General features: G+C 50.8%; 27 protein-coding genes. All 27 read right to left on the reverse strand.

What is annotated here, in order from left to right; translation table 11 throughout:
• Position 1 precedes the first annotated feature (1 nt).
• The 27 genes from thiD to murD all read right to left on the reverse strand — a co-directional run bounded on the left by thiD (position 2) and on the right by murD (position 25,092).
• Positions 2-799 (reverse strand): bifunctional hydroxymethylpyrimidine kinase/phosphomethylpyrimidine kinase, encoded by a 798-nt coding sequence (thiD, locus tag AC1BI1_RS07110; RefSeq protein ID WP_476716593.1) that lies wholly within the window; start codon positions 797-799, stop codon positions 2-4.
• Between the two features lie 115 nt (positions 800-914).
• Entirely contained in the window at positions 915-1,637 is a 723-nt protein-coding gene (locus AC1BI1_RS07115) for a TraR/DksA C4-type zinc finger protein (protein ID WP_476716594.1), read from the reverse strand.
• Positions 1,638-1,659: 22 nt separating this feature from the next.
• Positions 1,660-1,953 (reverse strand): DUF5665 domain-containing protein, encoded by a 294-nt coding sequence (locus AC1BI1_RS07120; RefSeq protein ID WP_476716595.1) that lies wholly within the window; start codon positions 1,951-1,953, stop codon positions 1,660-1,662.
• An 86-nt stretch (positions 1,954-2,039) separates the two neighbouring features.
• Complete coding sequence (gene pduL, locus AC1BI1_RS07125; RefSeq protein ID WP_476716596.1) at positions 2,040-2,630, reverse strand: phosphate propanoyltransferase; 591 nt, start codon at positions 2,628-2,630, stop codon at positions 2,040-2,042.
• A gap of 56 nt (positions 2,631-2,686) precedes the next feature.
• Positions 2,687-5,473, reverse strand: coding sequence for an isoleucine--tRNA ligase (ileS, locus tag AC1BI1_RS07130; protein WP_476716597.1), 2,787 nt, complete (start codon positions 5,471-5,473; stop codon positions 2,687-2,689).
• 32 nt (positions 5,474-5,505) lie between these two features.
• Positions 5,506-6,042, reverse strand: a complete 537-nt coding sequence (locus tag AC1BI1_RS07135; RefSeq protein WP_476716598.1) for a DivIVA domain-containing protein — start codon at positions 6,040-6,042, stop codon at positions 5,506-5,508.
• A 31-nt stretch (positions 6,043-6,073) separates the two neighbouring features.
• A complete protein-coding gene (locus tag AC1BI1_RS07140) occupies positions 6,074-6,340 on the reverse strand; it encodes a YggT family protein (RefSeq protein ID WP_476716599.1) in 267 nt (88 codons plus the stop codon).
• Entirely contained in the window at positions 6,337-7,152 is an 816-nt protein-coding gene (gene proC, locus AC1BI1_RS07145) for a pyrroline-5-carboxylate reductase (RefSeq protein ID WP_476716600.1), read from the reverse strand. Before proC ends, AC1BI1_RS07140 begins: the two co-directional genes overlap by 4 nt.
• On the reverse strand, positions 7,153-7,590 hold the full coding sequence (locus tag AC1BI1_RS07150; RefSeq protein WP_476716601.1) for a cell division protein SepF: 438 nt from the start codon (positions 7,588-7,590) through the stop codon (positions 7,153-7,155). It lies immediately after the preceding gene.
• Positions 7,591-7,603: 13 nt separating this feature from the next.
• A complete protein-coding gene (locus AC1BI1_RS07155; RefSeq protein ID WP_476716602.1) occupies positions 7,604-8,293 on the reverse strand; it encodes a YggS family pyridoxal phosphate-dependent enzyme in 690 nt (229 codons plus the stop codon).
• Positions 8,294-8,328: 35 nt separating this feature from the next.
• Complete coding sequence (locus tag AC1BI1_RS07160; RefSeq protein ID WP_476716603.1) at positions 8,329-9,324, reverse strand: biotin/lipoyl attachment domain-containing protein; 996 nt, start codon at positions 9,322-9,324, stop codon at positions 8,329-8,331.
• Between the two features lie 5 nt (positions 9,325-9,329).
• On the reverse strand, positions 9,330-10,145 hold the full coding sequence (gene pgeF / locus AC1BI1_RS07165; RefSeq protein ID WP_476716604.1) for a peptidoglycan editing factor PgeF: 816 nt from the start codon (positions 10,143-10,145) through the stop codon (positions 9,330-9,332).
• 86 nt (positions 10,146-10,231) lie between these two features.
• Positions 10,232-10,501: a YlmC/YmxH family sporulation protein gene (locus AC1BI1_RS07170; RefSeq protein WP_476716605.1), complete on the reverse strand. Its 270-nt coding sequence runs from the start codon at positions 10,499-10,501 to the stop codon at positions 10,232-10,234.
• A gap of 82 nt (positions 10,502-10,583) precedes the next feature.
• Entirely contained in the window at positions 10,584-11,228 is a 645-nt protein-coding gene (spoIIR, locus tag AC1BI1_RS07175; RefSeq protein ID WP_476716606.1) for a stage II sporulation protein R, read from the reverse strand.
• Positions 11,229-11,240: 12 nt separating this feature from the next.
• Positions 11,241-12,014 (reverse strand): RNA polymerase sporulation sigma factor SigG, encoded by a 774-nt coding sequence (sigG, locus tag AC1BI1_RS07180; RefSeq protein WP_476716607.1) that lies wholly within the window; start codon positions 12,012-12,014, stop codon positions 11,241-11,243.
• Positions 12,015-12,103: 89 nt separating this feature from the next.
• The gene (gene sigE, locus AC1BI1_RS07185; RefSeq protein ID WP_476716649.1) at positions 12,104-12,811 is read right to left on the reverse strand and encodes an RNA polymerase sporulation sigma factor SigE; all 708 of its coding nucleotides are present in this window, start codon (positions 12,809-12,811) and stop codon (positions 12,104-12,106) included.
• A 51-nt stretch (positions 12,812-12,862) separates the two neighbouring features.
• On the reverse strand, positions 12,863-13,780 hold the full coding sequence (gene spoIIGA, locus AC1BI1_RS07190; RefSeq protein WP_476716608.1) for a sigma-E processing peptidase SpoIIGA: 918 nt from the start codon (positions 13,778-13,780) through the stop codon (positions 12,863-12,865).
• A gap of 174 nt (positions 13,781-13,954) precedes the next feature.
• Positions 13,955-15,019 carry a cell division protein FtsZ gene (ftsZ, locus tag AC1BI1_RS07195; RefSeq protein WP_476716609.1) on the reverse strand — a complete coding sequence of 355 codons (1,065 nt, stop codon included), beginning with the start codon at positions 15,017-15,019 and terminating at the stop codon, positions 13,955-13,957.
• A 22-nt stretch (positions 15,020-15,041) separates the two neighbouring features.
• Positions 15,042-16,286, reverse strand: a complete 1,245-nt coding sequence (ftsA, locus tag AC1BI1_RS07200; RefSeq protein WP_476716650.1) for a cell division protein FtsA — start codon at positions 16,284-16,286, stop codon at positions 15,042-15,044.
• Positions 16,287-16,394: 108 nt separating this feature from the next.
• Positions 16,395-16,724, reverse strand: a complete 330-nt coding sequence (locus AC1BI1_RS07205; RefSeq protein ID WP_476716610.1) for a small basic family protein — start codon at positions 16,722-16,724, stop codon at positions 16,395-16,397.
• A 7-nt stretch (positions 16,725-16,731) separates the two neighbouring features.
• Entirely contained in the window at positions 16,732-17,550 is an 819-nt protein-coding gene (locus AC1BI1_RS07210) for a cell division protein FtsQ/DivIB (protein WP_476716611.1), read from the reverse strand.
• Positions 17,534-18,790, reverse strand: coding sequence for a UDP-N-acetylglucosamine 1-carboxyvinyltransferase (gene murA / locus AC1BI1_RS07215; RefSeq protein WP_476716612.1), 1,257 nt, complete (start codon positions 18,788-18,790; stop codon positions 17,534-17,536). The genes AC1BI1_RS07210 and murA overlap by 17 nt, the downstream gene beginning before the upstream one ends.
• 18 nt (positions 18,791-18,808) lie before the next feature.
• On the reverse strand, positions 18,809-19,720 hold the full coding sequence (gene murB / locus AC1BI1_RS07220) for a UDP-N-acetylmuramate dehydrogenase (RefSeq protein WP_476716613.1): 912 nt from the start codon (positions 19,718-19,720) through the stop codon (positions 18,809-18,811).
• Positions 19,721-19,723: 3 nt separating this feature from the next.
• The gene (gene murC, locus AC1BI1_RS07225; RefSeq protein WP_476716614.1) at positions 19,724-21,124 is read right to left on the reverse strand and encodes a UDP-N-acetylmuramate--L-alanine ligase; all 1,401 of its coding nucleotides are present in this window, start codon (positions 21,122-21,124) and stop codon (positions 19,724-19,726) included.
• A 371-nt stretch (positions 21,125-21,495) separates the two neighbouring features.
• The gene (gene murG / locus AC1BI1_RS07230; RefSeq protein ID WP_476716651.1) at positions 21,496-22,599 is read right to left on the reverse strand and encodes an undecaprenyldiphospho-muramoylpentapeptide beta-N-acetylglucosaminyltransferase; all 1,104 of its coding nucleotides are present in this window, start codon (positions 22,597-22,599) and stop codon (positions 21,496-21,498) included.
• A gap of 26 nt (positions 22,600-22,625) precedes the next feature.
• On the reverse strand, positions 22,626-23,723 hold the full coding sequence (gene ftsW / locus AC1BI1_RS07235) for a putative lipid II flippase FtsW (RefSeq protein WP_476716615.1): 1,098 nt from the start codon (positions 23,721-23,723) through the stop codon (positions 22,626-22,628).
• Positions 23,698-25,092 (reverse strand): UDP-N-acetylmuramoyl-L-alanine--D-glutamate ligase, encoded by a 1,395-nt coding sequence (gene murD / locus AC1BI1_RS07240; protein ID WP_476716616.1) that lies wholly within the window; start codon positions 25,090-25,092, stop codon positions 23,698-23,700. Before murD ends, ftsW begins: the two co-directional genes overlap by 26 nt.
• Positions 25,093-25,102 lie beyond the last annotated feature (10 nt).

Here is a 25,102-nt window from a genome sequence, read left to right on the forward strand (position 1 = left end):
TTTAATCCCCCCAGGAATAGTAGGCGGCGAAATGGTGCACCGGGCCATAGCCACTGCCAATAGGGCGGCCGGCAGCCATGGCCTGCCACAAGTATTCTTTGGCCTGACCTACTGCTGCAGGAACCTCTAACCCCCTGGCCAGGAAAGCAGTTATAGCCGCGGCAAAGGTACAGCCCGTCCCGTGGGTATTAGGGGTGCTCAACCGCGGGGCTGCAAAGCGGTAGACGGTCTGGCCGTCAAAAAGAATATCCACCACCTCTGTTTCGGGCAAATGTCCACCTTTAATTACTACAAAGGAAGCGCCATAACTATACAGGCATCGGGCAGCCTCCACCATTTCCTTTTCGTTTTGTATACTTAAACCCGTTAGCGCCTCCGCTTCATCAATATTGGGTGTGACCACCAGGGCCAGAGGCAAAAGTTCCTTTTTAAGAACTTCGCAGGCGTCTTCAGCTAAAAGCAAATGACCGCTTTTAGCCACCATTACAGGATCAACTACCAGATTACTTGTGCCGTATTCTTTAAGTTTAGTAGCAACTGTCTTAACAATGGCGGCATTAGCCAGCATACCCGTCTTAACAGCGTGGGCCCCAATATCTGATAAGACCGCATCCAATTGCCGGGCCACAAAATCTGCCGGTAAATCATAAGTTCCCTGAACCCCGCAGGTGTTCTGGGCTGTAACAGAAGTGATAACGCTGGTCCCGTACACTTTGAGGGCGGCAAAGGTCTTAAGGTCGGCTTGAATACCGGCGCCTCCACCCGAGTCCGACCCGGCAATGGTCAAGGCTTTGTACATTTTACTCCTCTCCCGACCACATACTATCCGGCGGGGACAGCTCCCCGCCTTATTACCACGCCTTTCGGTTCGTGCTGTTATCTATAATATCACTACCGTACGGAAGGGTAAATAATTAATCTTCTACCTTATCCCAGCCCTCATCTCCCACTAAAGGTTCTCGCGGGGGGCTTTCATCATCGATATAAGCTCCGGTATCCTTATAAAACATGCCGTCAGCCCCTTTGAAATAGGGGATACCGTCCACCGGCTCTACGTACCCGCGGTCTTCATCCATATCCAGAGGCCCGTAGTAAGAACCGATACCGGCCTCTGAAGCGTGTTCCGTTGTTTTAGCCAGTTCCTGCCAGGCATCTTCCCCATCATAAATTTGCCTATCTTCCCATTGGCTCACTGCCCGATGCAGCTTAAGACCACCGAAGGGAGGAAGGATCACCTCTTCTTCCATGGGCCGCCGGCGGCCCTCCCCTTTCCCCTCTATAGCTTGGCGGCATTCCAGGCAGAGGGTAGTTTCCGGGACAGCTTCCAACCGCTCCAAAGGGATGTCTTGGCCGCACCGCCGGCAACGGCCATAGGTTCCCTCCCGCATACTATCCAGGGCATCTTCAATTTTTTGGAGCTGAAGGGTGGCGTTGTCTCTCAAAGCAAGGTCTTTGCTCCGCTCAAAGAGTTCGCTACCCAGGTCTCCCGGATGGTTATCATAACTGGAAAGTTCCTGGATAGAATCCTGGAGGGATTCGTTTAGACCTCCGTAGCGAAAAGACCGCAACTGTTCCTCATAGGCTGCCCGCAGGGCCAGCAACTTCCGGCGAAAATACTCTAGCTTTTCTTTATCCACTTAAGAATCACCTGCTGCTGTTTTAATAAATTTCCTTCTGCACCATACGTACGATTTCAGCGATCAGTTTACCGATCACAGGAAGGTTTTGGAGGGCCAACTCGCGTACTATATAAATGACCAGGGTACCCAATATAGTCACCCCTACGGCAATACCCAACCCCCTAGCCACGCCGGCAATAAAGTTTAGGTAAAGCAAACGCCCTGGCCGGCGATAAAGTTCTACCCATTCAGCTACATTAGCCTTTTCTACGGCTAGGATTAGCTCCTGAAGTTTTTCGGCTAACAAATTGGCATCCCGGCTGGTCTCAACCAAATCATCTCTCCCCTGTTCCTTAAGATATATTACCCTTAAGCCTGTATCTTAAAACCTCCTCGTTTAAATCCATAAAAAAATCCTGCTCAAGGTCGCAGGATTTGAACAATGTCGCCATTTTTGAGCAAAGCGGCATTGGCTTCATCTGTATCCAGGTGCAATTCCAGGCAAGAATGTGGTTTGGTGCGGATAATGACGTTGTCAAAAATTAATCGTCTCTCTCCGCTTACCAATACTTGGACCCGCTGTCCCTCCCTCAAGTCGAATTTATGAGCACTTTCAGTATCCATATGTATATGCCGCGCAGCCAGAATTACTCCCCTGGGCAGGGTGAGGGCACCCCGTGGACCGACAACGGCTATTCCCGGCGTGCCCTCGAGATCTCCAGACTCCCTTACTGGAGGTCTTAGCCCGAGGCGATAGCTATCGGTTAAAGCCACCTCTACCTGAGTATATTCTCGCGGTGGACCCAGCACTCTTAAACCCTCAATTACTCCCCGCGGCCCTACTATGGTTACAACTTCTTCTGCCGCATACTCCCCCGGCTGGCGGAGCTCCCGGTAAGGTTTGAGTTTATACCCAGGACCAAAAAGCACCTCCAGATCCGCCTGGCTCAGGTGAATATGGCGGTTCGAAACCCCTACCGGTACTGCCAGTGGTAACACTTCCCCAAACACCCGACCAAGACCTCCTTTGTCCCGCGTCCTGGGTAAAACTCTGCCCCATCCACTGTCTATGGCGTCTGAATCTCCCTTAAGGCCGATACACACTGGTGACAAAGGCCGGGGTGGTCTGCGTCCTTACCTACTGTTTCACTGACCTTCCAGCAGCGTTCGCATTTTTCTCCCGGCGCGGATACTACCAGGATTCTTAACTGTGGCACATCCACGCCGGCTTGGGCTTTTTCCGGTACAGTTTCAGCCGGAGAGTGCACCATGACCTGGGAGACTATAAAGATAGTGGCCAGTTCTCCCTCCAAGGGTTGCAAGAAAGCATAAAGCTCTTCCTCAGGATAAAGGTGCACAAGGGCATTTAAAGAATTACCTAGGCCCTGTTCCCGCCGGGCTTGTTCCAGTGCCCGGTTTACTTCCTCCCGAATCTCGAGTAACTTATCCCACCTGGCCTCCAGGTCCTCGTCTAAATATTCCCTTTGTACCTCCGGCCAGGCCGTAAGCTGCACACTCCAAGGCTTATCTGGAGCCGGCAGGTGTTGCCAAACTTCTTCGGTAGTAAAGGCCAGTATGGGAGTTAGCAGGCGGACCAGGGTTCCCAGAATTTCATAAAGAGCCGTCTGGGCCGAGCGGCGGCCATGAGACCCCGCCGGCCAGGTATAAAGCCGATCTTTGAGGATATCCAGGTAAGTGGCGCTCAAGTCAACCACGCAGAAGTTATGCACGGCGTGATAGACTACGTGAAACTCATAATCCTCATAGGCCCGGGTTACTTTTTCTACCAGACGCTGTAATTTGGCCAGGGCCCAGCGATCTATCTCCAGCATCTCCCGGTAGGGAACACGGTGTTTAACCGGATCAAAGTCATAAAGGTTCCCTAAAAGGAAGCGGAAAGTATTGCGGATTTTCCGGTAGGCATCCGCTATCTGCCGGAAAATATTATTAGAGGCGGCCACGTCCCGACGGTAGTCGGCCGAAGCTACCCACAGGCGCAGGATATCCGCTCCCATATCCTTTATCACATCAGCGGGGTCAATACCGTTACCCAAGGACTTGGACATTTTCCGGCCTTCCTCGTCCACCAGGAAACCATGGGTTAAAACAGCGCGATACGGAGCCTGGCCCCGGGTAGCTACTGCTGTGCAGAGAGAAGAGTTAAACCAGCCCCGGTGCTGATCGCTCCCCTCCAGGTACAGATCCGCTGGCCAGGAGAGCTCCGGCCTGGTTTCTAAGACAGCCGCATGGCTGGACCCGGAGTCAAACCATACATCCATGATATCTGTTTCTTTCCGGAAATCGTGGCTGCCGCATTCCGGGCAGGTCAGTCCCGGAGGAACAAGCTCTGCAGCCTCCCGGGCAAACCACACATCTGAACCGTACTGCCGGAACAGTTCTTGAACATGCTTGATGGTGACATCATTGACGATCTCTTTGCCGCACTCATTACAGTAAAAAATAGGAATGGGTACACCCCAGGTTCGCTGCCGGGATATACACCAGTCGCTGCGTTCGGCGACCATATTATAGATGCGTTCTTCTCCCCAGGCCGGTATCCACTTTACCTGGCGAATGGCGGCTAATGCCTCCTGGCGAAAACCATCGATGGAGGCGAACCACTGCTCGGTAGCCCGGAAAATGAGGGGATGCTTGCACCGCCAGCAGTGAGGATACTGGTGGTTGATAAAGCTAAAATGCAGCAATACACCCCTCTTATCGAGTTCCTCAATTATTTCTTTGTTGGCATCCTCCACAAAGAGCCCCTCAAATTGACCGGCCTCCACTGTGAAGCGGCCCTGATCATCTACAGGGGAAAGCACCGGAAGACCATAGCGCTGGCCTATTTCAAAGTCTTCCAGGCCGTGGCCTGGAGCCGTATGAACACAACCGGTACCCTGTTCCATGGTGACGTGTTCCCCGAGTACTACCAGGGATGGTCGATTCATGAGCGGGTTACGGCATATAATGCCTTCCAGATCGGCACCCTGGAAACGGGCTATTATTTGGTAGTCCTCCACATTTAACAGTTCCAAGACCTCATTTAACAGTTCTTCGGCCAAAAGTATTTTTTCGGCATGCACTTGTACTAACACGTAATGCTCTTTCGGGTGCAGGGCGATGGCCACATTAGCGGGCAAAGTCCAGGGTGTGGTTGTCCAGATGACAACGTAGCTATTTTCTGTCTCGAATAAGCCTTGGGCGTCTATAACAGGAAACTTCACATAGATGGAGGGCGAACGCTTTTCTTCGTACTCAACCTCCGCCTCAGCCAAAGCCGTTTCGCAATCCGTACACCAGTACACCGGCTTGCGGCCCTTATAGATGTATCCCTTCTTGGCCATCTCCCCGAAGACGCCAATTTCCACGGCTTCATATTCCGGGTCCAGGGTAAGATAAGGATGCTCCCAGTCTCCGCGCACACCAAGGCGTTTAAATTGCTCCCGCTGAATATCGACATATTTAAGGGCATACTCCTTGCAGTGCCGCCGGAATTCCAGGACATCCACCTGGTGGCGGTTTAAACCCAAACTTTTAATGGCCTGTTGCTCGATAGGCAATCCATGGGTATCCCATCCCGGGACATAGGGAGCATCATAACCCGACATGGAGCGATATTTGACAATGATATCCTTAAGGATCTTATTTAGAGTATGTCCCAGGTGGATATCCCCGTTAGCGTAAGGCGGCCCATCATGGAGGATAAACTTGGGTTTGCCACGGTTGGCCTTTTGTACTGCCTCGTAAAGGCGGTTTTGCTCCCAAAATTTAAGGATCTCAGGCTCACGTTGAGGCAGATTGGCTCGCATAGGAAAATCTGTTTTGGGCAAATTCAGGGTTTTGCTGTAATCCACGGGTTGCCGTCACTCCTAAACTATATCTTTGTTTAGTATACGTCTGAAAGTGTATTACCGTCAAATTTATCTTCGGTTATTTCCTTTGGAGCCCCATGTGCCGGCTCTAATTCTGTAGCCGCAGTCTCCGCTTCAGCTTCCAGCAGCTCCAGCTGAGACAGAAGAAAAGAGCGCCAGCGGGCTTTAAAGCTCCGCACCCTGGCTTCCAGCACAGCCTGGTAACGTTCTGCTTCTGCTACTTTATTTTGCGCTTGAGCTAGCATACTCTGCACTTTAGCCTCGGCCTCTTGTAAAAGAGCCTCGGCCTCCCTCCTGGCATTCTCTTTGGTCTCTTCTGCTGCCTTTTGAGCCATAACTAAGGTTTCTTTCAAGGTATTTTCCAGTCTGTTAAATCTTTGCACCTCTTCCTCAAGATACAAGATCTTTTCCCTGAGCTCCTGGTTTTCCCGGAAAACTTGGCTGTAGTCCCGTAATAACTGTTCCAGGAATTCGTCTACTTCTTCACAGGAATAGCCGCGAAAGGCCCGGCGAAATTCCTTTTTGTTGATGTCCAGGGGGGTTAGCACCATAGCCCTCAACTCCCTTAACCTAAAAGGCCTATTAACTGATTCTTATTAGAAAACTGATCACCAGGTGCTCTATTAACTGCAAAGCTAAAATGGCCGCTAGGGGCGAAAAATCCAGCGGTAGAGAAGTTCGCGGTAAAAGGCGGCGGAAGAAGGCCAGTACCGGCTCTGTGCTTTCGTAAATAAACCGGAATACAGGATGGTAAGAATTATGAGGTATAAAGGACAGAATAACCCGCGCTATAATTAACCATTGAAAAACTTCAAAAGCCGTTCTTACTAAGGTAATTAATAATATCATAGCGCCTGCTCCTCGCTTAGAACCTTTGCTCGTTCACTGCCAACCCTTACCGCCTCCATCAGGGCTCCCCTAACGGCCCTGCTCTCCAAAACTTCCAGCCCGGCGATGGTAGTACCCCCTGGCGAGGTTACCTGGGTTTTTAGCACAGCAGGATGTTCCCCAGTAACCAGCACCATCCTGGCCGCTCCCAAAAGGGTCTGAGCGGCCAACTTTAAGGCCACTTCCCGAGGTAGCCCGCACCGTACGCCACCATCGGCCATAGCTTCGATAAAAAGATAGCCGTAGGCCGGTCCGCTCCCGCTTAAGCCCGTAACAGCGTTGAGCTGTTCTTCTGGCAAGACTAAGGCCTGGCCTACAGAACCAAAAATAGCTAAAGCCACTTTTATCTGCTCCGGGGTTACTCGGCGGTTGCCGGCTAGCACCGTGATACCTTCACCCACTAGAGCAGGAGTGTTGGGCACTGCCCTTACGATGGCTATGTCCGGCCCTATCCACCTTTCCAGTTGCTTCAGGGTAATGCCGGCAGCTACAGAAATTACCAGATGGGATCGGCCGAAACGGAGATCCTTTAGGGCCTCGGCCAGCACCTGGGGCTTTATCGCCAACACTATTGTGTCCGCTTCTACTAGCACTTGAACACCACTATCAGCTATTTTCAAACCGTATTTCTTATGTAGCTCGTCTAGCCGCTCCTGTCGTATATCATAGGCTATAATTTTACCTGGGACCACTAACCCTGAAGTGATTAACCCCTCGATGAGGGCTCCGCCCATGGCCCCGGCCCCGATAAAACCTATATTCCGCTCCATCATCTACCTTCTTCCTGTAGTAGAATGAATATCTAGCAGGCTCAGCCCGCTGCCTGTAGACTTAAAGTCCAGATCACCGCTCAAATCTATATTGCTGGGTGTAAACACAAAAATACCATTGCTTACCCTGCTCACTTGTCCGCCCAGAGCAAAGACCGCACCGCTTAAGAAATCCAGTAACCTCCTGGCTTCTTCCGCCGGCATTTTTTCCAGATTTACTATTACCGGCCGGTAATTTTTCAGATTTTCCGCCAGGACAGCCCCTTGTTCATAAGACTGGGGGTGGACAACCATCAGGCGCATGGCTCCCCTCGCAGTAGGCAGACCCACCAGCTTGGCCTGCTTGGGCAGCGACATAACTGGCACCTCAGGCGGGCTTTTTTCCTCCTCTTCCGGGCCGTAACCCAGCCAATTAAGCAGAACTTCCCAAAATTTGGCCATAAAACCCCTCCTGTTAATCCCGGGGACCAAAAATAGCAGTGCCAAGTCGTATCATATTGGCCCCTTCTTCGATGGCTACCTCAAAGTCATTGCTCATTCCCATGGATAAATACCGCATTTCTATTTGCGGTAAACCCAAAGCCTCTATTTCCCGCGCCAGCTCCTTCAGGCGGCGAAAAACGGGCCGTACTTCCTCCGGATCATCCACCAGGGGGGCTACCGTCATAAGCCCCTGCACCCTAAGATTGCTGAAGCCTACCAACTCCTTCATAAAAGCAGGAACAGCTTCCACGGACAAGCCAAACTTACTGCTCTCTCCCGCCACGTTAACCTCCACTAAAACATTTACCTTTTCTCCAGCTGTGCTAGCTCTCTTTTCCAGTTCCTGGGCTAGAGCCAGGCTATCCAGGGAATGGATGAGCTTGACCCGGTCCCACACGTACTTAACCTTATTACGCTGGAGGTGTCCTATTAGATGCCAGTTAACTTTCTCACTTATAAAAGGCTGCTTTTTTAGCAATTCCTGGACACGGTTTTCTCCCAGCTCTTTAATTCCCAAAGCTATTGCTTCTCTTATCTTTTCCACAGGGACATTTTTAGTAACAGCGATAAGGGTAATATCTTCCGGTTTCCGGCCGGAATGAAGTGCAGCGCGGGCTATCCTTTCCTGGACCTGTTCAAGATTTTTCTTGAGATCGGTCACAGGTTCACTCCTTTCCCTAAATTCCTTCTACATCTTTAACGCGAATCCTGCCGCTTTTGCTCAACTTTCCCGCCCAATACACGTCCCCAATAAGGATTAACTACCACTTCTGTTCCTTCCCTTAGACCTTGAACAACAGTTCTTCCTCCCACGATACCCACTACTTTCACCTGCTGAAATTTAACTTGCTTTTCGGCCAGGTAATATACACCAAAGGAACCATCCTCTAAAGCGACCAGCGCCGCTCGAGGCAGGACAATGCCCTCATACCTATCACCTATGGCCTCCATACTGGCCAGCCGCGTATGTAACCACTGGCTACTCCATTTATCCAGCTTTAACACCATAACCAACTGGCCGTCCAGGGGATAAGAACGAACTATTCTGGCTGTCATCTTGTCCTCCTGGCCTGGCCAGCGTAAGATGACCTGTTTTTTTTCCTGCCAGGTAGCCGGAATTTCCTCCACCCGCGTATATAAGAATAGAGGATGCAAATTATTTACCAAGCGGATTACCGGTACTCCGGCCTTTACTATTGCTCCTCCTTCCACAGTTCGCGCCCGTTGGGCCAGGGGAAAGACCTCTTTAGGGTCTATCTGTTCTATAAAGGCGGGCTGCAAAACCTTCTCCAGGCCATCGGGATGATAACAGACCTGACCGGCAAAAGGTGCCGCAATATCTCTCACACCTGAATCCCCGACCGCCACCCCTGCCACCTTTAATTGGGCAATGGTTCCGCCTGCAGCTACCCTTTCCCCTTCCTGAACCACCCTTATTAAAGTGCCATCTACCGGGGCGGCCAGGGAAGTCTCTTCCCGGATAACAACTACTTGCAAAGGGATGGTTTTTTCCAGTACACCGCTGGTCGCTTTTTCTATTTCCAAGGCATGCCAGGCAATCGCCCGGAAAAGCCAGGCACCTCCATGATAAAAAAGTAGACCTGTAAAAGCCCAAAAAAGCAGTCCTTTAAAGAGACCCCCCTTTTTTGATTTAGTTTTTAACTTAGGATTGCCCAGATTAGGTAACTCCACCGGGTTTAATCCTCCTTGCAACTCAGCAGAGCAGCTAACCGGCCGGTGTGGCCACCGTCCCGACGGTGCGAGAAAAACAACTCCGGATGGCAGAAGGTGCAAGTACGAGCTACAGCTATTTTCTGAGGGGATAGGCCGTAGTCTAAGAGCTCCAAACGGTTAGCTTCCCAGAGGTCCAGATACCAGCTGTCATTTCCGCCAGCCTTTAACACTTGTTCCGCCCAGGGCAGTTCCTTCTTAAAATTTTCGGCCATCTGTTCATCAACTTTATAGCAGCATGGCCCAATAGCGGGTCCGATAACCGCCCATAAGTCTAAAGGCTTACAGTTAAAAGCCTCAAGCAAAGTGGTCACGGCCTGGGTGGCTATCCCGAAGAGTGTCCCCCTCCATCCTGCATGGGCTAAAGCTATTGCGCGCCGGACAGGATCCACCAGGTAAATAGGTACGCAGTCGGCAAAAAAGGCCACCAGCGTAATACCGGGCTCAGAAGTTGCCAGGCCGTCTACTCCTTTTATGGCCGTATCGAGGCTATCCGCCCCCCTGCCTTTCTCTTCTTTTCCCACAACAGCCACCTTGGCTCCGTGGACCTGTTCGCCCACCACCCAAGTTTCCAGGGATAACCCTGCAGCCGAGGCCAAAAGGCGCCGGTTATTTAAGACGCGGCCGGGATCGTCGCCTACATGAAAACCCAAGTTTAAGGTTCCAAAGGCACCCTGGCTTATTCCTCCTTGACGCGTGCTGAAAACAGCCTTAACAGGAGCCTTCTCTTCCAGGAAAGGGAGGTGAAAATAAGGGACTGTTCCTTCTACTAATTCCAACACGCTCAGGGAAGATCACCTCTAGGTGTTATTATATAACACCTGTTTAATAATCTAAAATATAAAAGGCCGGGATTCCAGTCCGGCCTTTAAGATTTCTTAAGGTGTTGCGGGGAAACAAAATTGGGGTTTTCTACCAAAATAACGTCCACTCCGACTTTAACAACCTTTTCCCAGGGGATTATAACATCTTCATTATGTCCGAAGAAAAATAAAAACTTCCCCGTCTGACCTGGTAAGATTAAAGCCTTAATCCGGCCTTGTTCCACATCTAGCTCCACATCTTTAATAAGCCCTAGCCGGCGACCATCGACCACATTGATTACATCCCTCAGGCGGAGTTCGGATACCCTGATCACCCCCGCCACCCCCAACATAATGATAAAACCTTTAACTTAACATCATTATATGCGGGAACAGCGGGGGAGTAAACTTTTACTGCTAGAATTCAGTACCTGACCACAGGGAAGCCAGGCGCTGGCTAGAAGCCTTTAAAACCTCCAAAATCTTGAAACGCAGTTCTAACTGATGTTCCAATTGAGGTGGTCCCCCCGGCCTGGTCATAACTTCTTGAGCCGCACCGCTGTCAGCTACATCTACCAGGCATAAAGGTGGGAAAAGGACACACCACCAGTTTTCCCCTTTGCCTTCTCCAATAATCAACCGCACAGCTTCGTACTGTCCGGCGGGGAGCACCAGTGAACCGTAAGCGCGGGTGGGAAAAGCAAAGTCGCCCCACTGTGCTTTAACCGGGTAAGGATTCCCTTGCCTTTCCAGCCTCTTCTCAGCCACTGCAGTTAAGGTAGCAAGATTGTCTGCCAGCCAGCGGCGAGCCTCGTCTACATTTTGAGCTCTTTTAAGTTTTTCTCTGGCTTCCGCCAGTACAACGTCGCGAACCTCACGCTTTAAATCCTGGTCCTCGGCAGTATCGCTGTTGGCAATTACATGTAGCCGAATAAGATTATGGGGATTATAGGCCGGTAGGGCCTCAGGGATAAGAGCATTCTTTAAGGCCATCCCGCCGGTTAAAATTGTTATTGTTAATAACATAATTTTAATAGCCCGCCCGGGGCGATGAGAAAACATGGTTTCCTCCCCCTAAATATATTTTCGCATATGATTTAAAGCTGCTTTTTCTAAGCGAGAAACCTGAGCTTGGGAAATCCCAATTTCTTCAGCTACTTCCATCTGGGTTTTCCCTTCGAAAAAACGCAAAGAAAGAATCAACCTTTCCCTTTCATTGAGTTTGCTTAAAGCTTCTCGCACCGCGATGCTTTCTAACCAGTTTCCATCCTGGTTTTTTTCATCTCCTATTTGATCCATTACATAAATTGGGTCGCCCCCATCATGGTAAATAGGTTCAAAAAGGGAAACCGGTTCCTGAATGGCATCCAGCGCGAAAATGACTTCTTCGTGGGGCATGTTCAGCTCCTGGGCAATCTCCGTCACCGAGGGTTCCCGGCCGTACCTGCTCACCAGCACATCCCTGACCTGCAGGGCACGATATGCCACATCCCGCAAAGACCGGCTGACCCGGATAGGATTATTATCCCGAAGGTAACGCCGGATTTCGCCAATGATCATGGGAACAGCATAAGTAGAAAACTTAACATTCTGACTGAGGTCAAAATTATCAATAGCCTTCATCAGGCCAATACAGCCGACCTGAAAAAGATCATCCACGAATTCTCCGCGATTAGTAAAACGCTGGATAACGCTGAGGACCAGCCGTAAATTCCCTTGAATGAGCTTTTCTCTAGCGGTACCATCCCCAGCCTGCATCTTTTTAAAGAGTTCGCGCATCTCCTCATTAGTAAGCAGGGGAAGCTTGGAGGTATTTACCCCGCAAATTTCTACTTTGTTTAGCGTCATGGGTGCAAAACCTCCTATCCCCACTATTTAGTCAGCACTTAAATTATTACCACCCCTTGCAACTTTTATACGAAAATAAAAAACCCGCATTATTCCATGCGGGCTATTTCTTTTCTTAAACGCTTGATTATCCTTTTTTCCAGCCGCGAAATATAAGATTGTGAGATGCCCAGGATATCGGCTACTTCTTTTTGGGTTTTTTCCACTCCATCAATCAGTCCAAAGCGAAATTCCATTATTTTACGTTCCCGGGGGGTTAATTTGCGCATGGCTGCTTGCAATAACTTGCGGTCTATCTCTTCCTCAATGGACTTATATATTATATCGTTGTCCGTCCCTAAAACATCGGATAAGAGCAATTCGTTACCGTCCCAATCTATGTTTAAAGGCTCATCAAAGGAAACCTCCGCGCGGGTTTTATTATTGCGCCGCAGGTGCATTAAAATTTCATTTTCAATGCAACGAGAAGCATAGGTAGCCAGCTTAATGCGTTTCTTGGGATCAAAAGTATTAACCGCTTTAATAAGGCCGATGGTGCCAATGGAAACCAAATCTTCAATACCTACTCCCGTATTTTCAAACTTCCGGGCAATATAGACTACTAGACGGAGATTGCGCTCAATTAATGTCGTCTTAACGCCGCTGTCGCCATCTTCCAGGCGGGTGAGCAAGTGGTTTTCTTCATCACTGGAAAGAGGCGGAGGCAAAGCTTCACTGCTGCTGACATAAAAGATTTCTCCTAACCACTGTAAACTGGCTACCAATCGCCCTACAGCCACTCTAAATTTTAATTTCAGTTGTTGCCATTTTTGCTCCCACACAACAATCCCCCCTTTTGACCCTGAACTTTAAACTTGCAAAAGATCCGGGTGCAACAGGGCCCGGTAATTACCTTCTGGTGTAAGGCGTTGCCAGCAAAGGCCTACCACTACCTCCGTAACTTTAATGAAACGTTCCTCCCACAGAATAACAACTTCATCAGGCTTAAAACCCAGGAGTAATCCGGGACCATGACCCAGAGAGTGAAAGGGAATTATTCGCACCCGGGCTGCCCAGGGCGTTCCCGCCAAGGAAGTAACTATCTTTTCCCACTCCGGTTCCTTTTGCACCGGCAATTTTAACTGGAGTTCCGGGGGTAAAAGGGGGCGTAGAGCATTATATTCAGCTACGATAACCGGCCGCCCGGTAAAGGGATCGCGCAAATTGTTGCCAGTATCTACCAAAGCCTTCAATGCCAGACTTCTCCCGTTAAAACCAATTACTACAGGCACCCGCAAAAGGCTCTGCCAAAAATTTCTCTTAATGAAAAGGCTACCCCAGTAAACCAGAAAAAAAGCGGCTCCTACAGCCATAACCAGCCAGCTGTAGGGCAAATTGCGGATCAATATCCCACCACCAGCCAGGGTAGGGGCTACAGTGAAACTATCGGCCAAATAAAGAGCGCCCAGCACCGCTCCTCCCATAACAAAGGAAACAAGGTAAAAATAACCCACCGCCTGGAAGAGCTTAGGCCAGGCGACAGGGTAAAAAGTTAACAATATCATGAGCACTGAAAACAGCACTTTAGCCGCTAGCCAAAGCCAGGGTTTATTGGCTGGGAAAAAAAGGATTAAAGAATATCCGGCCCCCAAGGCCGCTCCGGCCAGCAAGCGCCAGCCATTGACAGCAATCTGGGCTAGCCTAGCCGTGGCCCAGAGGATTATGTAATCCATAACCAAATTGATAAGCAAAACCATATCCAAGTAAATAACATGTGTCCCGGCCACGCTCTATCACTCCGGCAGCGGCACTAATTATTACCATGATATGAGCGGAATACCATTTTAAGACCTGCTTACCATTAAACATTATATAAGACTTCCCCAGAAAAAAATGTCAGGTACTGCCGACCAAAATTAGACAAAAATAAAAGGCTGCTTGGAGAAACAGCCTCCTTTTTTCTAGCGCCTTCTTAGGAAAGCCGGTATATCTAAATCATCCAGGTTGAAGTTCTTGATATCCATTTCCCTCGTAGCTGCCACCTGCTTAGCAGCAGTATCTCTTCTCTGGCCTTCAAAGCCCGTAGCGATAACCGTCACCCGAATTTCATCCTTAAGGTTTTCATCGATAACCGCACCAAAGATAATGTTAGCATCGGGGTCCGCCGCCGCAGCAATGATCTCTGCCGCTTCGTTGACCTCGAAGAGGCCCAAATTAGGTCCTCCGGTAATGTTCAGGAGCACACCCCGGGCTCCTTCAATGGATGTCTCCAGCAGAGGGCTGGAGATGGCCATCTTAGCTGCTTCCACTGCCCGCTTCTCCCCAGTAGCCCGGCCGATACCCATTAAGGCCGAACCAGCATCCGTCATAATAGTTTTTACGTCGGCAAAGTCAAGGTTTATTAAGCCGGGAACAGTAATGAGATCCGAGATACCCTGTACTCCCTGGCGCAGCACATCATCCGCGATACGAAAAGCCTCGGTTATAGTAGTTTGCTTATCAGCTACTTGAAGCAAACGATCATTGGGAATTACTATTAAAGTATCAACTTTGGTACGCAGCTCAGCAATACCACTTTCAGCCTGCAGAGCCCTTTTACGCCCTTCAAAGGTAAAAGGACGGGTAACTACTCCCACTGTAAGGGCTCCTACTTCCTTGGCTATTTGGGCCACCACCGGTGCCGCCCCGGTTCCGGTACCTCCGCCCATACCGGCAGTAATAAAAACCATGTCCGCGCCTTGCAAGCGCTGGGCCAGCTCTTCCCGGCTTTCTTCTGCTGCCTTTTTACCGATCTCTGGATTGGCCCCTGCTCCTAAGCCTTTAGTAAGTTTAGCACCTATTTGGATTTTCTGTTCAGCCTGGCAAAGGCGCAGGGCCTGGGCGTCGGTATTCACACTGATAAATTCTACACCCTTTAAACCGGCGGCTATCATCCGGTTAACAGCATTATTGCCTCCCCCTCCCACGCCCACTACCTTAATAACCGCGAACTGATGATTGAGATCGCTATCTTCAAATTCCAGCACTCATTATTCCTCCCTTTTATACTTACTGAAATAATTCTCGCAGCCATACCTTAAAATGAGACCAGAGATTGTTCCAAAAGGGCTCACGGCTGGCCGCTGCCTGGGCCCTAACCTGATTCTTGGCTCCATAAATGACCAGACCTACACTGGTAGCGTAAGCGGGAGTTGCCACCATATCGGCGAGACCTCCCAGGCGAGCCGGTACACCGATTCTTATCGGCAACTGCAATATTTCTCCTGCCAGCTCAGCTATCCCGGGAAGTAAAGCTCCTCCTCCTGTAAGTACCACACCTCCGGGGAGCAATCCCTTAAAATCGGCTCGTCCAATCTGCTGGCGTACCAAACTCAAAATTTCCTCTACCCGGGGCTGGATTATGCTGGCCAGCATCTTTTTAGAAACAGTATGCTCACCATAGCCGCCCACATTGGGCACAGGCAATAGCTCATTATCCGGCACGAAGTTGACAGGAACTGCTCCCCATTCTTTCTTTAATTTCTCTGCCTGGCTGATCGGAGTACGTAAACCCACCGCTATGTCGCTGGTAATATGATCACCACCTACCGGCAAAACTGAAGCAAACCACAGGCCTCCTTGGGCTACCAGAGCTATTTCTGTAGTACCCCCGCCCAGGTCCACCACTACAGCGCCCAGCTCCTTTTCAGCTTGATGGAGGACTGCTTCGGCTGAGGCCAAAGGATTTAAAACCAGCTGCTCCACTTCCACCCCGGCCCGTTGTACACTTTTAATAAGATTTTGCACCGCAGCCCCAGCAGCCGTAATAATCAGAGTTTCCACTTCCAAACGCGAGCCGGTCATGCCTACCGGATCGATTATCCCGTCATAACCATCCACAATGTACTGCCGGGGCAAAATATGAATAATCTGGCGTTCAGCCGGCAGGGGGATCACCCGGGCAGCTTCTATAACCCTTTTCACATCCTCAATGTCTATTTCCCTGTTTTCTCCCGCTACTGCCACTACCCCTCGGTTATTAATGGATTCTATATGAGACCCTGTAATTCCTACAAAGGCCGAGCGAATCCGGTAGCCGCTCATCCTTTCAGCCATAGCTATGGCGCGAGCAATGGCTTGGGCCGTATGCTCAATATCCACAATAATGCCTTTCCGGAGACCGCCTGAAGGAACCTCACCGAGTCCAATAATATTGAGGTTACCCGCTGTCTCTACCTCGGCTACCGTAACCACCACTTTGGTAGTACCTATATCTAACCCGACTACTATTTCACCCTTAGGCAAGTCCGGCACCTCCGGAAAGCATAGCCTTCTCTCCCACCACACTACCAAGAAAAATTCCACATAACTTTAACCTTTCCTTTTTAAGCGCTAAAAGATTATATTCCTCGCTAAATTATACTACCGCTTTAACAGGTGACGGCGAATTATGCCTAAGTTTTGAAACAAGCGGGCACCAAAAACAAAAACTGCGGCCAAGTAGAGCTCCACCCCTAGCTGGTCGCCGATATAGGCTAAAAAGCCGGCCAGCAAAGTGTTAGCGAAAAAACCCGAAAGAAAGATTATATGGTCAAAATTGTCCTCCAGAGTAGCCCTTAAGCCCCCAAAAACCGAATCCAATGCCGCTAAGACGGCCACAGACATATACTTGGCATAAGCTACCGGAATCTTCACCGGAAGCAGCAACCCTAAAGCTATCCCTAAAAACAGGCCCACAAGGGGAAACCACATATAATAATCACCTTTCCTGCCGGAATTTTATGGCTGGAGGTCCGGTAAAACTCACGTCAATATATTCTAGCCCCCCTATTTTACTTATTCCTTGTAAAGCCTCCTGCAGGCGTTTCCATTTTCCCTGCGCATCGTTACTGTCGCCAAACTTAACTTTAATCCTTCCCGGTAAATAAAGCAATAGATTATCAGGTTCACGGGCTTCAATTTCTTCAATCTGCTGCCGCGCATCAAGAGGGAGCTGGTTTAACACAGCTAAGGCGGACTCCAGGCCGGCACCAGTTAACTGGCTTCCCGGCCCTGTATTACGGTCTAGCTTAATCCCGGAAATTAAGGGCAGTTCAAGCTGGCTTATATTGCTTACGCGTTCCATAATATAACCCTCGCCATCTATTACCAAAAAGCCCTCATCCGCCGGCAGGAGGGCCATGGCCTCTCGCTCCCTAACGGTAATAACCAAGGTATAGGGCCAGCGGCGTGCCACAAATACTTGGTCAATTAAGGGGTGGGTCTGCAGCCGAGTAACTATTCCGCGTATATCCACCTGCCAGAGGTTAAGGCCCCGCTCGACGGCTGCCAGGTGAAGCACTTCTTCCTTTGTCACCCGTCGATTACCCTTGACCTCCACGGTTTGCAAAGCAAAAATACCGGAATGAAAGAAAAAAAATAAGGCCGTTATCAATAACAAGCTTAAGAATAGGCGCCTCATTCGCCCGCGCTTTCTCCGGATTAAGCGATGGCGTCTCGTATTTACCGCCATTATATCAAAATCCTTAGACTTGTCCAAGGTATTACCAAAAAAAGGAGAGCTAACCAATTTGTTCACGTTTAAGCTCTGCTCCCAGGCTCTGGAATTTACTTTCCATTCTTTCGTACCCACGGTCTAGATGGTGCACTCCTTCCACATAAGTTGTACCCTCGGCCGTCAGTCCAGCAATCACTAAAGCCGCACCTGCCCGCAAGTCGGTAGCTTCTACAATAGCTCCGCTTAACTGCGGCACTCCGTGGATAATGGCGATCCTTCCCTCTATTTTTATATCGGCACCCATGCGCCTGAGTTCCGCAGCATGGCGGAACCGACTCTCAAAAATACTTTCGCAAAGGATACTGGTACCCTCGGCGGTGCTCATCAGAGCCATCATCTGGGGCTGCATATCGGTGGGAAAACCGGGATAAGGGAGAGTTTGACAATTAGCAGCCTTTAGCTTCCTTTCCGCCTTTAGGTGCACTCCCGCAGTATCCTCCTTAATCCAGGCGCCCATCTCCCTAAGTTTAGCTATTACTGCGGCCATATGGTCGGCCCTGGCGCCCCGTAAGAAAATTTCTCCTCTAGTCCCCGCCACTGCCGCCAGATAAGTGCCCGCTTCTATGCGATCGGGAATGACCCGGTGGTTAGCCCCCGCTAGCTCCCCTACCCCTTCTATACGGATAGTGTCCTGGCCTGCTCCACATATCCGGGCCCCCATTTTATTAAGAAAATTTTGTAAGTCGACTATTTCAGGTTCTCGGGCTGCATTGCGAATAAGGGTTACACCTTCCGCCAGGACTGCAGCCATCATAAGATTTTCCGTGGCGCCTACACTGGGAAAATCCAGATGGATATCTGCCCCTTGGAGTTTGAGAGCTTTCGCCTCAATAAAACCCTGTTTCTCTTTAATTGTGGCCCCCATGGCTGCAAAGCCCTTCAAATGAAGATCCATAGGCCGAGAACCTATAGCGCAACCCCCGGGGTAGGCTACCTTAAAATAGCGCCACCGGCCGAGAAGCGGTCCCATAACTAAATTAGAAGCTCTGAGCCGCTGCATTAATTGGGGCGGTATTTCCTGGGGTGTAGCCCCAGAAGGATCAATTAATAGACTTCCCCCCTCCTTCCTAACCTTAGCACCTAAGCTGCTGACCACTTCTACCATTAGAGCAACATCGCGCAGGTCGGGAACTCCTTCTAACAGGCAGGGGCTCCGGGTCAACAACGTCGCTGCTATAATGGGGAGAACAGCATTTTTAGCCCCACTTATCTTCACTTCACCTTCCAGGCGGTGACCGCCAACTATCATTAATCGTTCCAAGATTCTCCCCTCCCTGTCTCACGGGCCCTCCCCCCAAGTCTCTATCTCCATCTCTAAAACAATACCAAAGCGTTCAGCCACTGCTTTCCGTATCTTTTCTACTAAAGTTAGTACATCCGAAGCTGTGGCCTTACCGCGGTTAATGATGAAATTGGCATGCAGGAAGGAAACCTCAGCATCTCCCTGGCGCCAGCCCTTGGCGCCCACTTGTTCTATGAGCCAGCCAGCATGATAGCCAGGTGGATTTTTAAAAACGCTGCCGGCATTAGGCCAGTTCAGAGGTTGCCTATGACGCCGCACAGCCAGATTCCGGGCTATTAGCTCTGCTACTAGTTCTTTATCTCCTTCCTCTAGGGATAGCTCCACAGCCATTACCACCATACCGGCACCATGCAATTTGCTGCCCCTATAAGTAAAACCCAGCTCTTCTCCCTGTAAGGTTGCGATTTTACCGTCCCGTTTTATTACCTCTACTGTGCGGACAATTCTTCCCAGGGAGCCCTCAGGTGTACCCGCGTTCATCACTACTGCCCCGCCGACAGAAGCCGGAATACCGGCAGCAAATTCTAAACCTGTAAGGCCGGCATCGCGCGCCGCCGCTAAGACCCGGGAGAGCAAGGTCCCGGCTTCAGCCCGGATTATACAGCCCCTCACTTTTAATTGGGAAAGACCAGTCATCTTAATTACCAGACCCCGCACGCCCTTTTCCCGCACCAAAAGGTTAGACCCATTACCCATAATAGAGAGCGGCAGACCCTTTTTTTGACAAAATTCTAGGCAAACTTCCAAGTCACAGCGATTTACCGGCAATGCCAGGAGATCGGCCGGCCCGCCTATCCGGAAGGTAGTATGCCTGGCCAGGGGCTCCTGTACCAGCACCAGGCCCCTTATGCTTTGCTGGAGTTCTGCGCCTAAGCTCTGGAGATTCACCGGCTAGACCTCCGCTTGAACTTCGGCCAGCAAGGAACCATTAAGATAACGCACCAATTCTTCCCCCACGCGGTAAACATCGCCGGCACCCAGGGTTAAAATCAAATCTCCTGGCCGGCAGTTCTTTTGCAAAAAAACTAAAGTCTCAGCGGCAGTAGGCAAATAATGGACAGCCGGATGCCCTCTCTCGGTAAGGGAACGGACAATCAGTTCTGCAGTAACACCAGGTAAAGGCTTTTCGCCGGCTGAATATATCTCATTAATGATGACTACATCTGCATCTTTAAGCGCCTGGCCCAGCTGGCTGTGTAAATACAGAGTACGGGTATACCGGTGAGGTTGGAAAACAACCACAATGCGCCGCGCTCCTACCTGGCTGGCAGCTGCCAAAGTAGCTTTAATCTCCGTGGGGTGATGGGCATAATCATCTACTACCCAGGTGCTACCCCTGCCGCCCAAGATCTGAAAACGGCGCTCTACACCCCGAAAGCCTACCAGGCCCTCCTGCATAGCGTTAAAGGAAAGGCCCAAGTGGTGGCCTACAGCCACGGCAGCCAGGGCATTGAGGATATTATGTTTCCCGGGGATACCTAGCTTCAGGGTTCCCAGCAGCTCCCCGCGATAATAAATTTTAGACTCGCTGCCCAAGCCTTTAAGCTTGATATCTCTAGCCTGAAAATCGGCTGCTTCTTGAAACCCATAGGTGAGGGGTGTCACTTTTAGCTCCCCGGCCAGTTCCCTCAAGATAGGATCTTCCAGGCACAGAACTGCCGCTCCACCCGGTTTTGTATGCCCCAAAAAAGCGCGGAAAGCTTTAACAATCTCCTCTAAGCTGCCATAGTGATCCAGGTGATCATCTTCAATATTGGTAGCTACAGCCATCTCCGGTGCCAACCAGAGAAAGGAACCATCGCTCTCATCGGCTTCTGCTACGAAAAGGGGAGAAGCGCCGCGCCGGGCATTGCTTCCCAGTCCCGGTACGTATCCACCCACCACGGCCGTCGGATCTAAGCCTCCTGCCAGCAGCACCAAGGAGATCATGGCTGTCGTAGTGGTTTTACCATGGGCCCCAGCCACCGCAATACCCCTTTGCGGGTTCATAAGCTCGGCCAGGAGTTGCCCCCTTTTTAGTATCTTAACACCCCGTCTTTGGGCTTCTTGTACCTCCGGATTATCGTCCGGTACGGCCGAAGAAATGATTACCCTTTGTACTTCCGGCCGTATATGACTGGCATGATGGCCACGATAAATTACAGCGCCGCGCTGGGCTAAAAGGCAAGTAAACCTGTTCTCCTTTAAATCTGAACCAGAAACCAATTCCCCTTCAGCTAACAATATTTGGGCCAGCCCGCTCATACCCACTCCGCCGATGCCGACAAAATGGGTCCAACCTTTACCTGACAAGCTGTCATCTCCTTTCCCTTGGGATACCTGCCCCCTGGCATCAGCAGCTTCCCGGGTACATCTGTATCATATGCCAGTTAAAATCAAGGGGTGACATCACTGAGTTATCCCCAGTTTTTATTCCAGGCCTGCTTGGCTTTCGCTCGCTCCGGAAACCCTCGCGGGCCAAACTAGCGCTCGGCCTCAAGCTCCGGCGGGGTTCCCGGCCCAATCGGCATCCTTGCCGATGGGGCCGGTCTCGGACATCCTATCCTCGACCCCGCCTCCGCTTTCGGCCGAAGCTCAAGTTTGGCTAGCCGCTCGGGTTTAGTCGCTCGCTTTCAAGTCCAAGCAGGCCTCCCCTGCAAAAAGTGGGGATACGCCAGGTGACATTACTCCCCGGCCACTTTCAGGATGAGGGTCACGATCCGCTCCAGCGCATCAGGGCGCCCTAGGCGCGAACTTGCTTGAGCCATGGCTTTAAGCCTTTCAGGCTGGGCCAGTAAAGACTCAACTGTCTTAAGGAGTTTCCCGCTTTTGAGTTCACTATCACGGATAACTATAGCCGCCCCTTTTTGGGCCACAGCCCGGGCGTTATATTCCTGGTGATTACTTGCCGCATAAGGATAGGGTACGAGAATAGCCGGAAGCCCGCGGACAAATACTTCGGCTAGGAAAGAGGCTCCTGCCCGCCCAATTACCAGATCAGCTGCAGCCAGGGCAATCTCCATTTCATACAAATAAGGTACAAGGGTAATATTGCCATTTTTACCCATATTTATGCCCAGCTTCTCCACTTCCTGTAACAAGCCTTCATAACCCTGGCGTCCCGCCACATGAATTATACGGACGGAAGTTTGTCCATTATAAGCGCGAAATAAAGATAACATGGCCTGGTTTAAACTCCGGGCGCCCTGGCTGCCCCCCGTGCTTAAAATCAGGGTCTGGTGGGGCTTTATCTCTAACCGTTCCCTGGCTTCCTCCCGTTTGGCCGCCAGAATTTCTGGGCGTACCGGTAGCCCGGTGGTGACCAGATCTGTCCCGCGGGGAAAAAATTTAGCGGCCTCCGGAAAGGTAAGACAAACCGTGTGAGCTAATCTCGCCAGCCAGCGATTGGTTACACCGGGATAAGCATTTTGCTCATGCAGCACTACCGGAATACCCAGACAGGCAGCTATTAGGCATACTGGACCGCACACATAACCCCCGGTCCCCACCACCACCCGCGGCCGGAAGCGCCGCAGCAAAATATAAGCTTCAATTAATCCCCGGGTTAACTTGGTCATAGCCGTTATGTTTTTCCATACGCGCCTTCTTTCGAATCCCTGTACCGTAACAGTAGCAAAAGGCAAACCTGCCCGCGGGATCACGTCAGCTTCCAGGCCCCGCCTAGTACCGATATAAAGAATACTAGCCTCGGGCCTGGCCTGTTTTAGCCCCCGGGCAATGGCCAGAGCAGGGTATACATGACCGCCGGTACCTCCACCGGTTATCACGAAACGCAAGGTAACCCCATCCCTTTTCAACTATGGGCATAGCGGGAAACATTGAGCAAAATACCTATACCCGCCAGAGTAAAAATTAAGGAAGAACCGCCGTAACTTACCAAAGGTAAGGTTATCCCGGTCACCGGCAGCAGTCCGGTTACCACACCCATATTAATAAGGGCCTGAAAGATAATCATGGTAGTAATCCCTGCCGCGAGTAAGCTCCCAAAGGCATCCGGCGCATTTAAAGCTGTACGAAATCCGCGCCAGAGCAGAACAAAAAAGGCTATTACTACTAAGGTGGCCCCAAGAAAGCCCAGCTCTTCCCCTAAGATGGCAAAAATAAAGTCAGTATGTTTTTCCGGCACATAATATAATTTCTGTTTCCCCTGGCCTAGCCCCAGGCCGAAGGGACCTCCTGAACCCAGAGCCAGCAGGGATTGGATAGTCTGGTAACCGTTTCCTTGGGGATCGGCCCAGGGGTTTAGAAAGGCGGTAAAACGGGCCATCCGGTAGGGGGCCACCACAATAGCCACACCTACCAGAGCCAGACCTCCTAAAAAAAGCAACAACAAATGACGCCAATTGGCTCCCCCGGCCATCAGCATCAAATAAGTAGTGCCGGCTACCGCAACTGCCGTACCCAAGTCGGGCTGGGCCAAAATCAACCCGCACACCATCCCCACCAGGAGCAAATAGGGACCCAATCCCTGGATAAAAGAAGCTTCTATCCGTCGGGGGTTGGAGGACAGGCTAGCAGCCAGAAAAATAACCATGGCCAACTTTATTAGTTCAGAAGGCTGGAAGGATAAGGAGCCTACCCCCAACCAGCGGCTGGACCCTTTAGCGCTCACTCCAACTATGAGCACTAGAATAAGCAAAAGCACAGCTACCCCCAACACAGGAGCCGCCATCTGCCGCCAGGTTTTGTAAGGTACACTCATCAAAGCCACCATACCGGCCAGACCCAAACTGGCCCAAATAAGCTGGCGTTTAAGAAAATAAAAGGCATCCCCCATATTGTAGGCCGAAGTAACAGCGCTAGAACTGAAAACCATGATGATACCCGTACTGAGCAGCATCAGGGTGGACAGAAAAATACCGAAATCAACAGGTCCAGCCCGCCGGTTCAAAGTTACCCCTCCCTTCCGCCAGGGAACGGACGAGGTTCTTAAATAAATCCCCCCGCTCCTCATAATTTTTAAACATGTCCCAGCTCGCGCAGGCAGGCGATAAAAGCACTATATCGCCGGTTTCCGCCAGGCTATAGGCCTTAAACACTGCTTCTTGTAAATCCGGCACCATAAAAATAGAACGAACTCCTGCTTCTTCGGCAGCCCGCTTTAAAGCCGGGGCTGCCTCTCCCAGGAGTATCAAGTGTTTTACCCTCTCCCGCATCTTCTGGGCCAGAAGGCTGAAATCACTTCCTTTATTCTTCCCCCCCGCAATTAAGATTAGCGGGTGGGGATAAGCCTCCAGAGCCTTTATAGTAGCCTCGGGATTGGTACCTTTAGAGTCGTTAATATATTTCACACCTCTAATTTCAGCCACCAATTCTAAGCGGTGGGGTACTCCGGGAAAACTCCTGAGGGTGTGGGCTAGGCTCGAGGGAGGTACTCCCAGGATTCCGGCCACAGCAGCTGCGGCCAGAGAATTCTCCAGGTTGTGAGCGCCCTTTAAAGATAGCTCATCTACCCGGCACAGAGGCCGAGCACCATCCCCTAAATCCAGGTATAGCCACCCTTCCTCAACAAAAGCCCCCTTATCCACCCTACGTTGGCGGCTGAAAAATATCACCTGGCCTTTAGCCCGGTCTTTTAGTTCACAGACGACCGGATCATCAAAATTGACCACCGCAAAATCTTTCCCCTGTTGCCGGGTTAAAAGCCGGGCTTTAGCGTTCACGTATTCTTCAAAAGTGCCGTGGCGGTCCAGGTGATCAGGAGTTATGTTGAGAATGGCAGCTACCTGGCAGCGAAAAACTTCTGTTGTCTCCAGTTGAAAGCTGCTAACTTCACATACGAAATACTGCCCGGACTGGGCTTTAACTGCCTCCGCCACCAGCGGCGTACCAATATTGCCGGCCACCACTACCGGATACCCGGCATCTTTAAGCATCTGCCCGGTCAGGGCCGTGGTAGTAGTTTTACCGTTGGTACCCGTTATGCCCACCACTGTGCTCCCCGTTGGTAAAAGGCGATAGGCCAGTTCCAGCTCTCCCCATAAAGGTATTCCCAGCTGGCGAGCCTCCTTTAAGGGGGGCTCCCAGGAGGGTACACCGGGGCTGGTCACCACCAGGTCGGGCTTAACCTCTGCTACTGACGGATAGGATCCCAGTATTAATTGCACACCTTTGTCGTGCAGTTCCTGCAATTCGGCTGGGGATTTAACAGCTTTATCACAAGCTATCACCCGCGCACCTAAGCCCCCCAGGACACTTGCTGCTGCTATTCCACTTTTTCCTAATCCTACCACCAAAACTTTACACCCGTGCCAATGCATAGCCATATAC

It is taken from the genome of Thermanaeromonas sp. DSM 22490, from assembly GCF_056378755.1.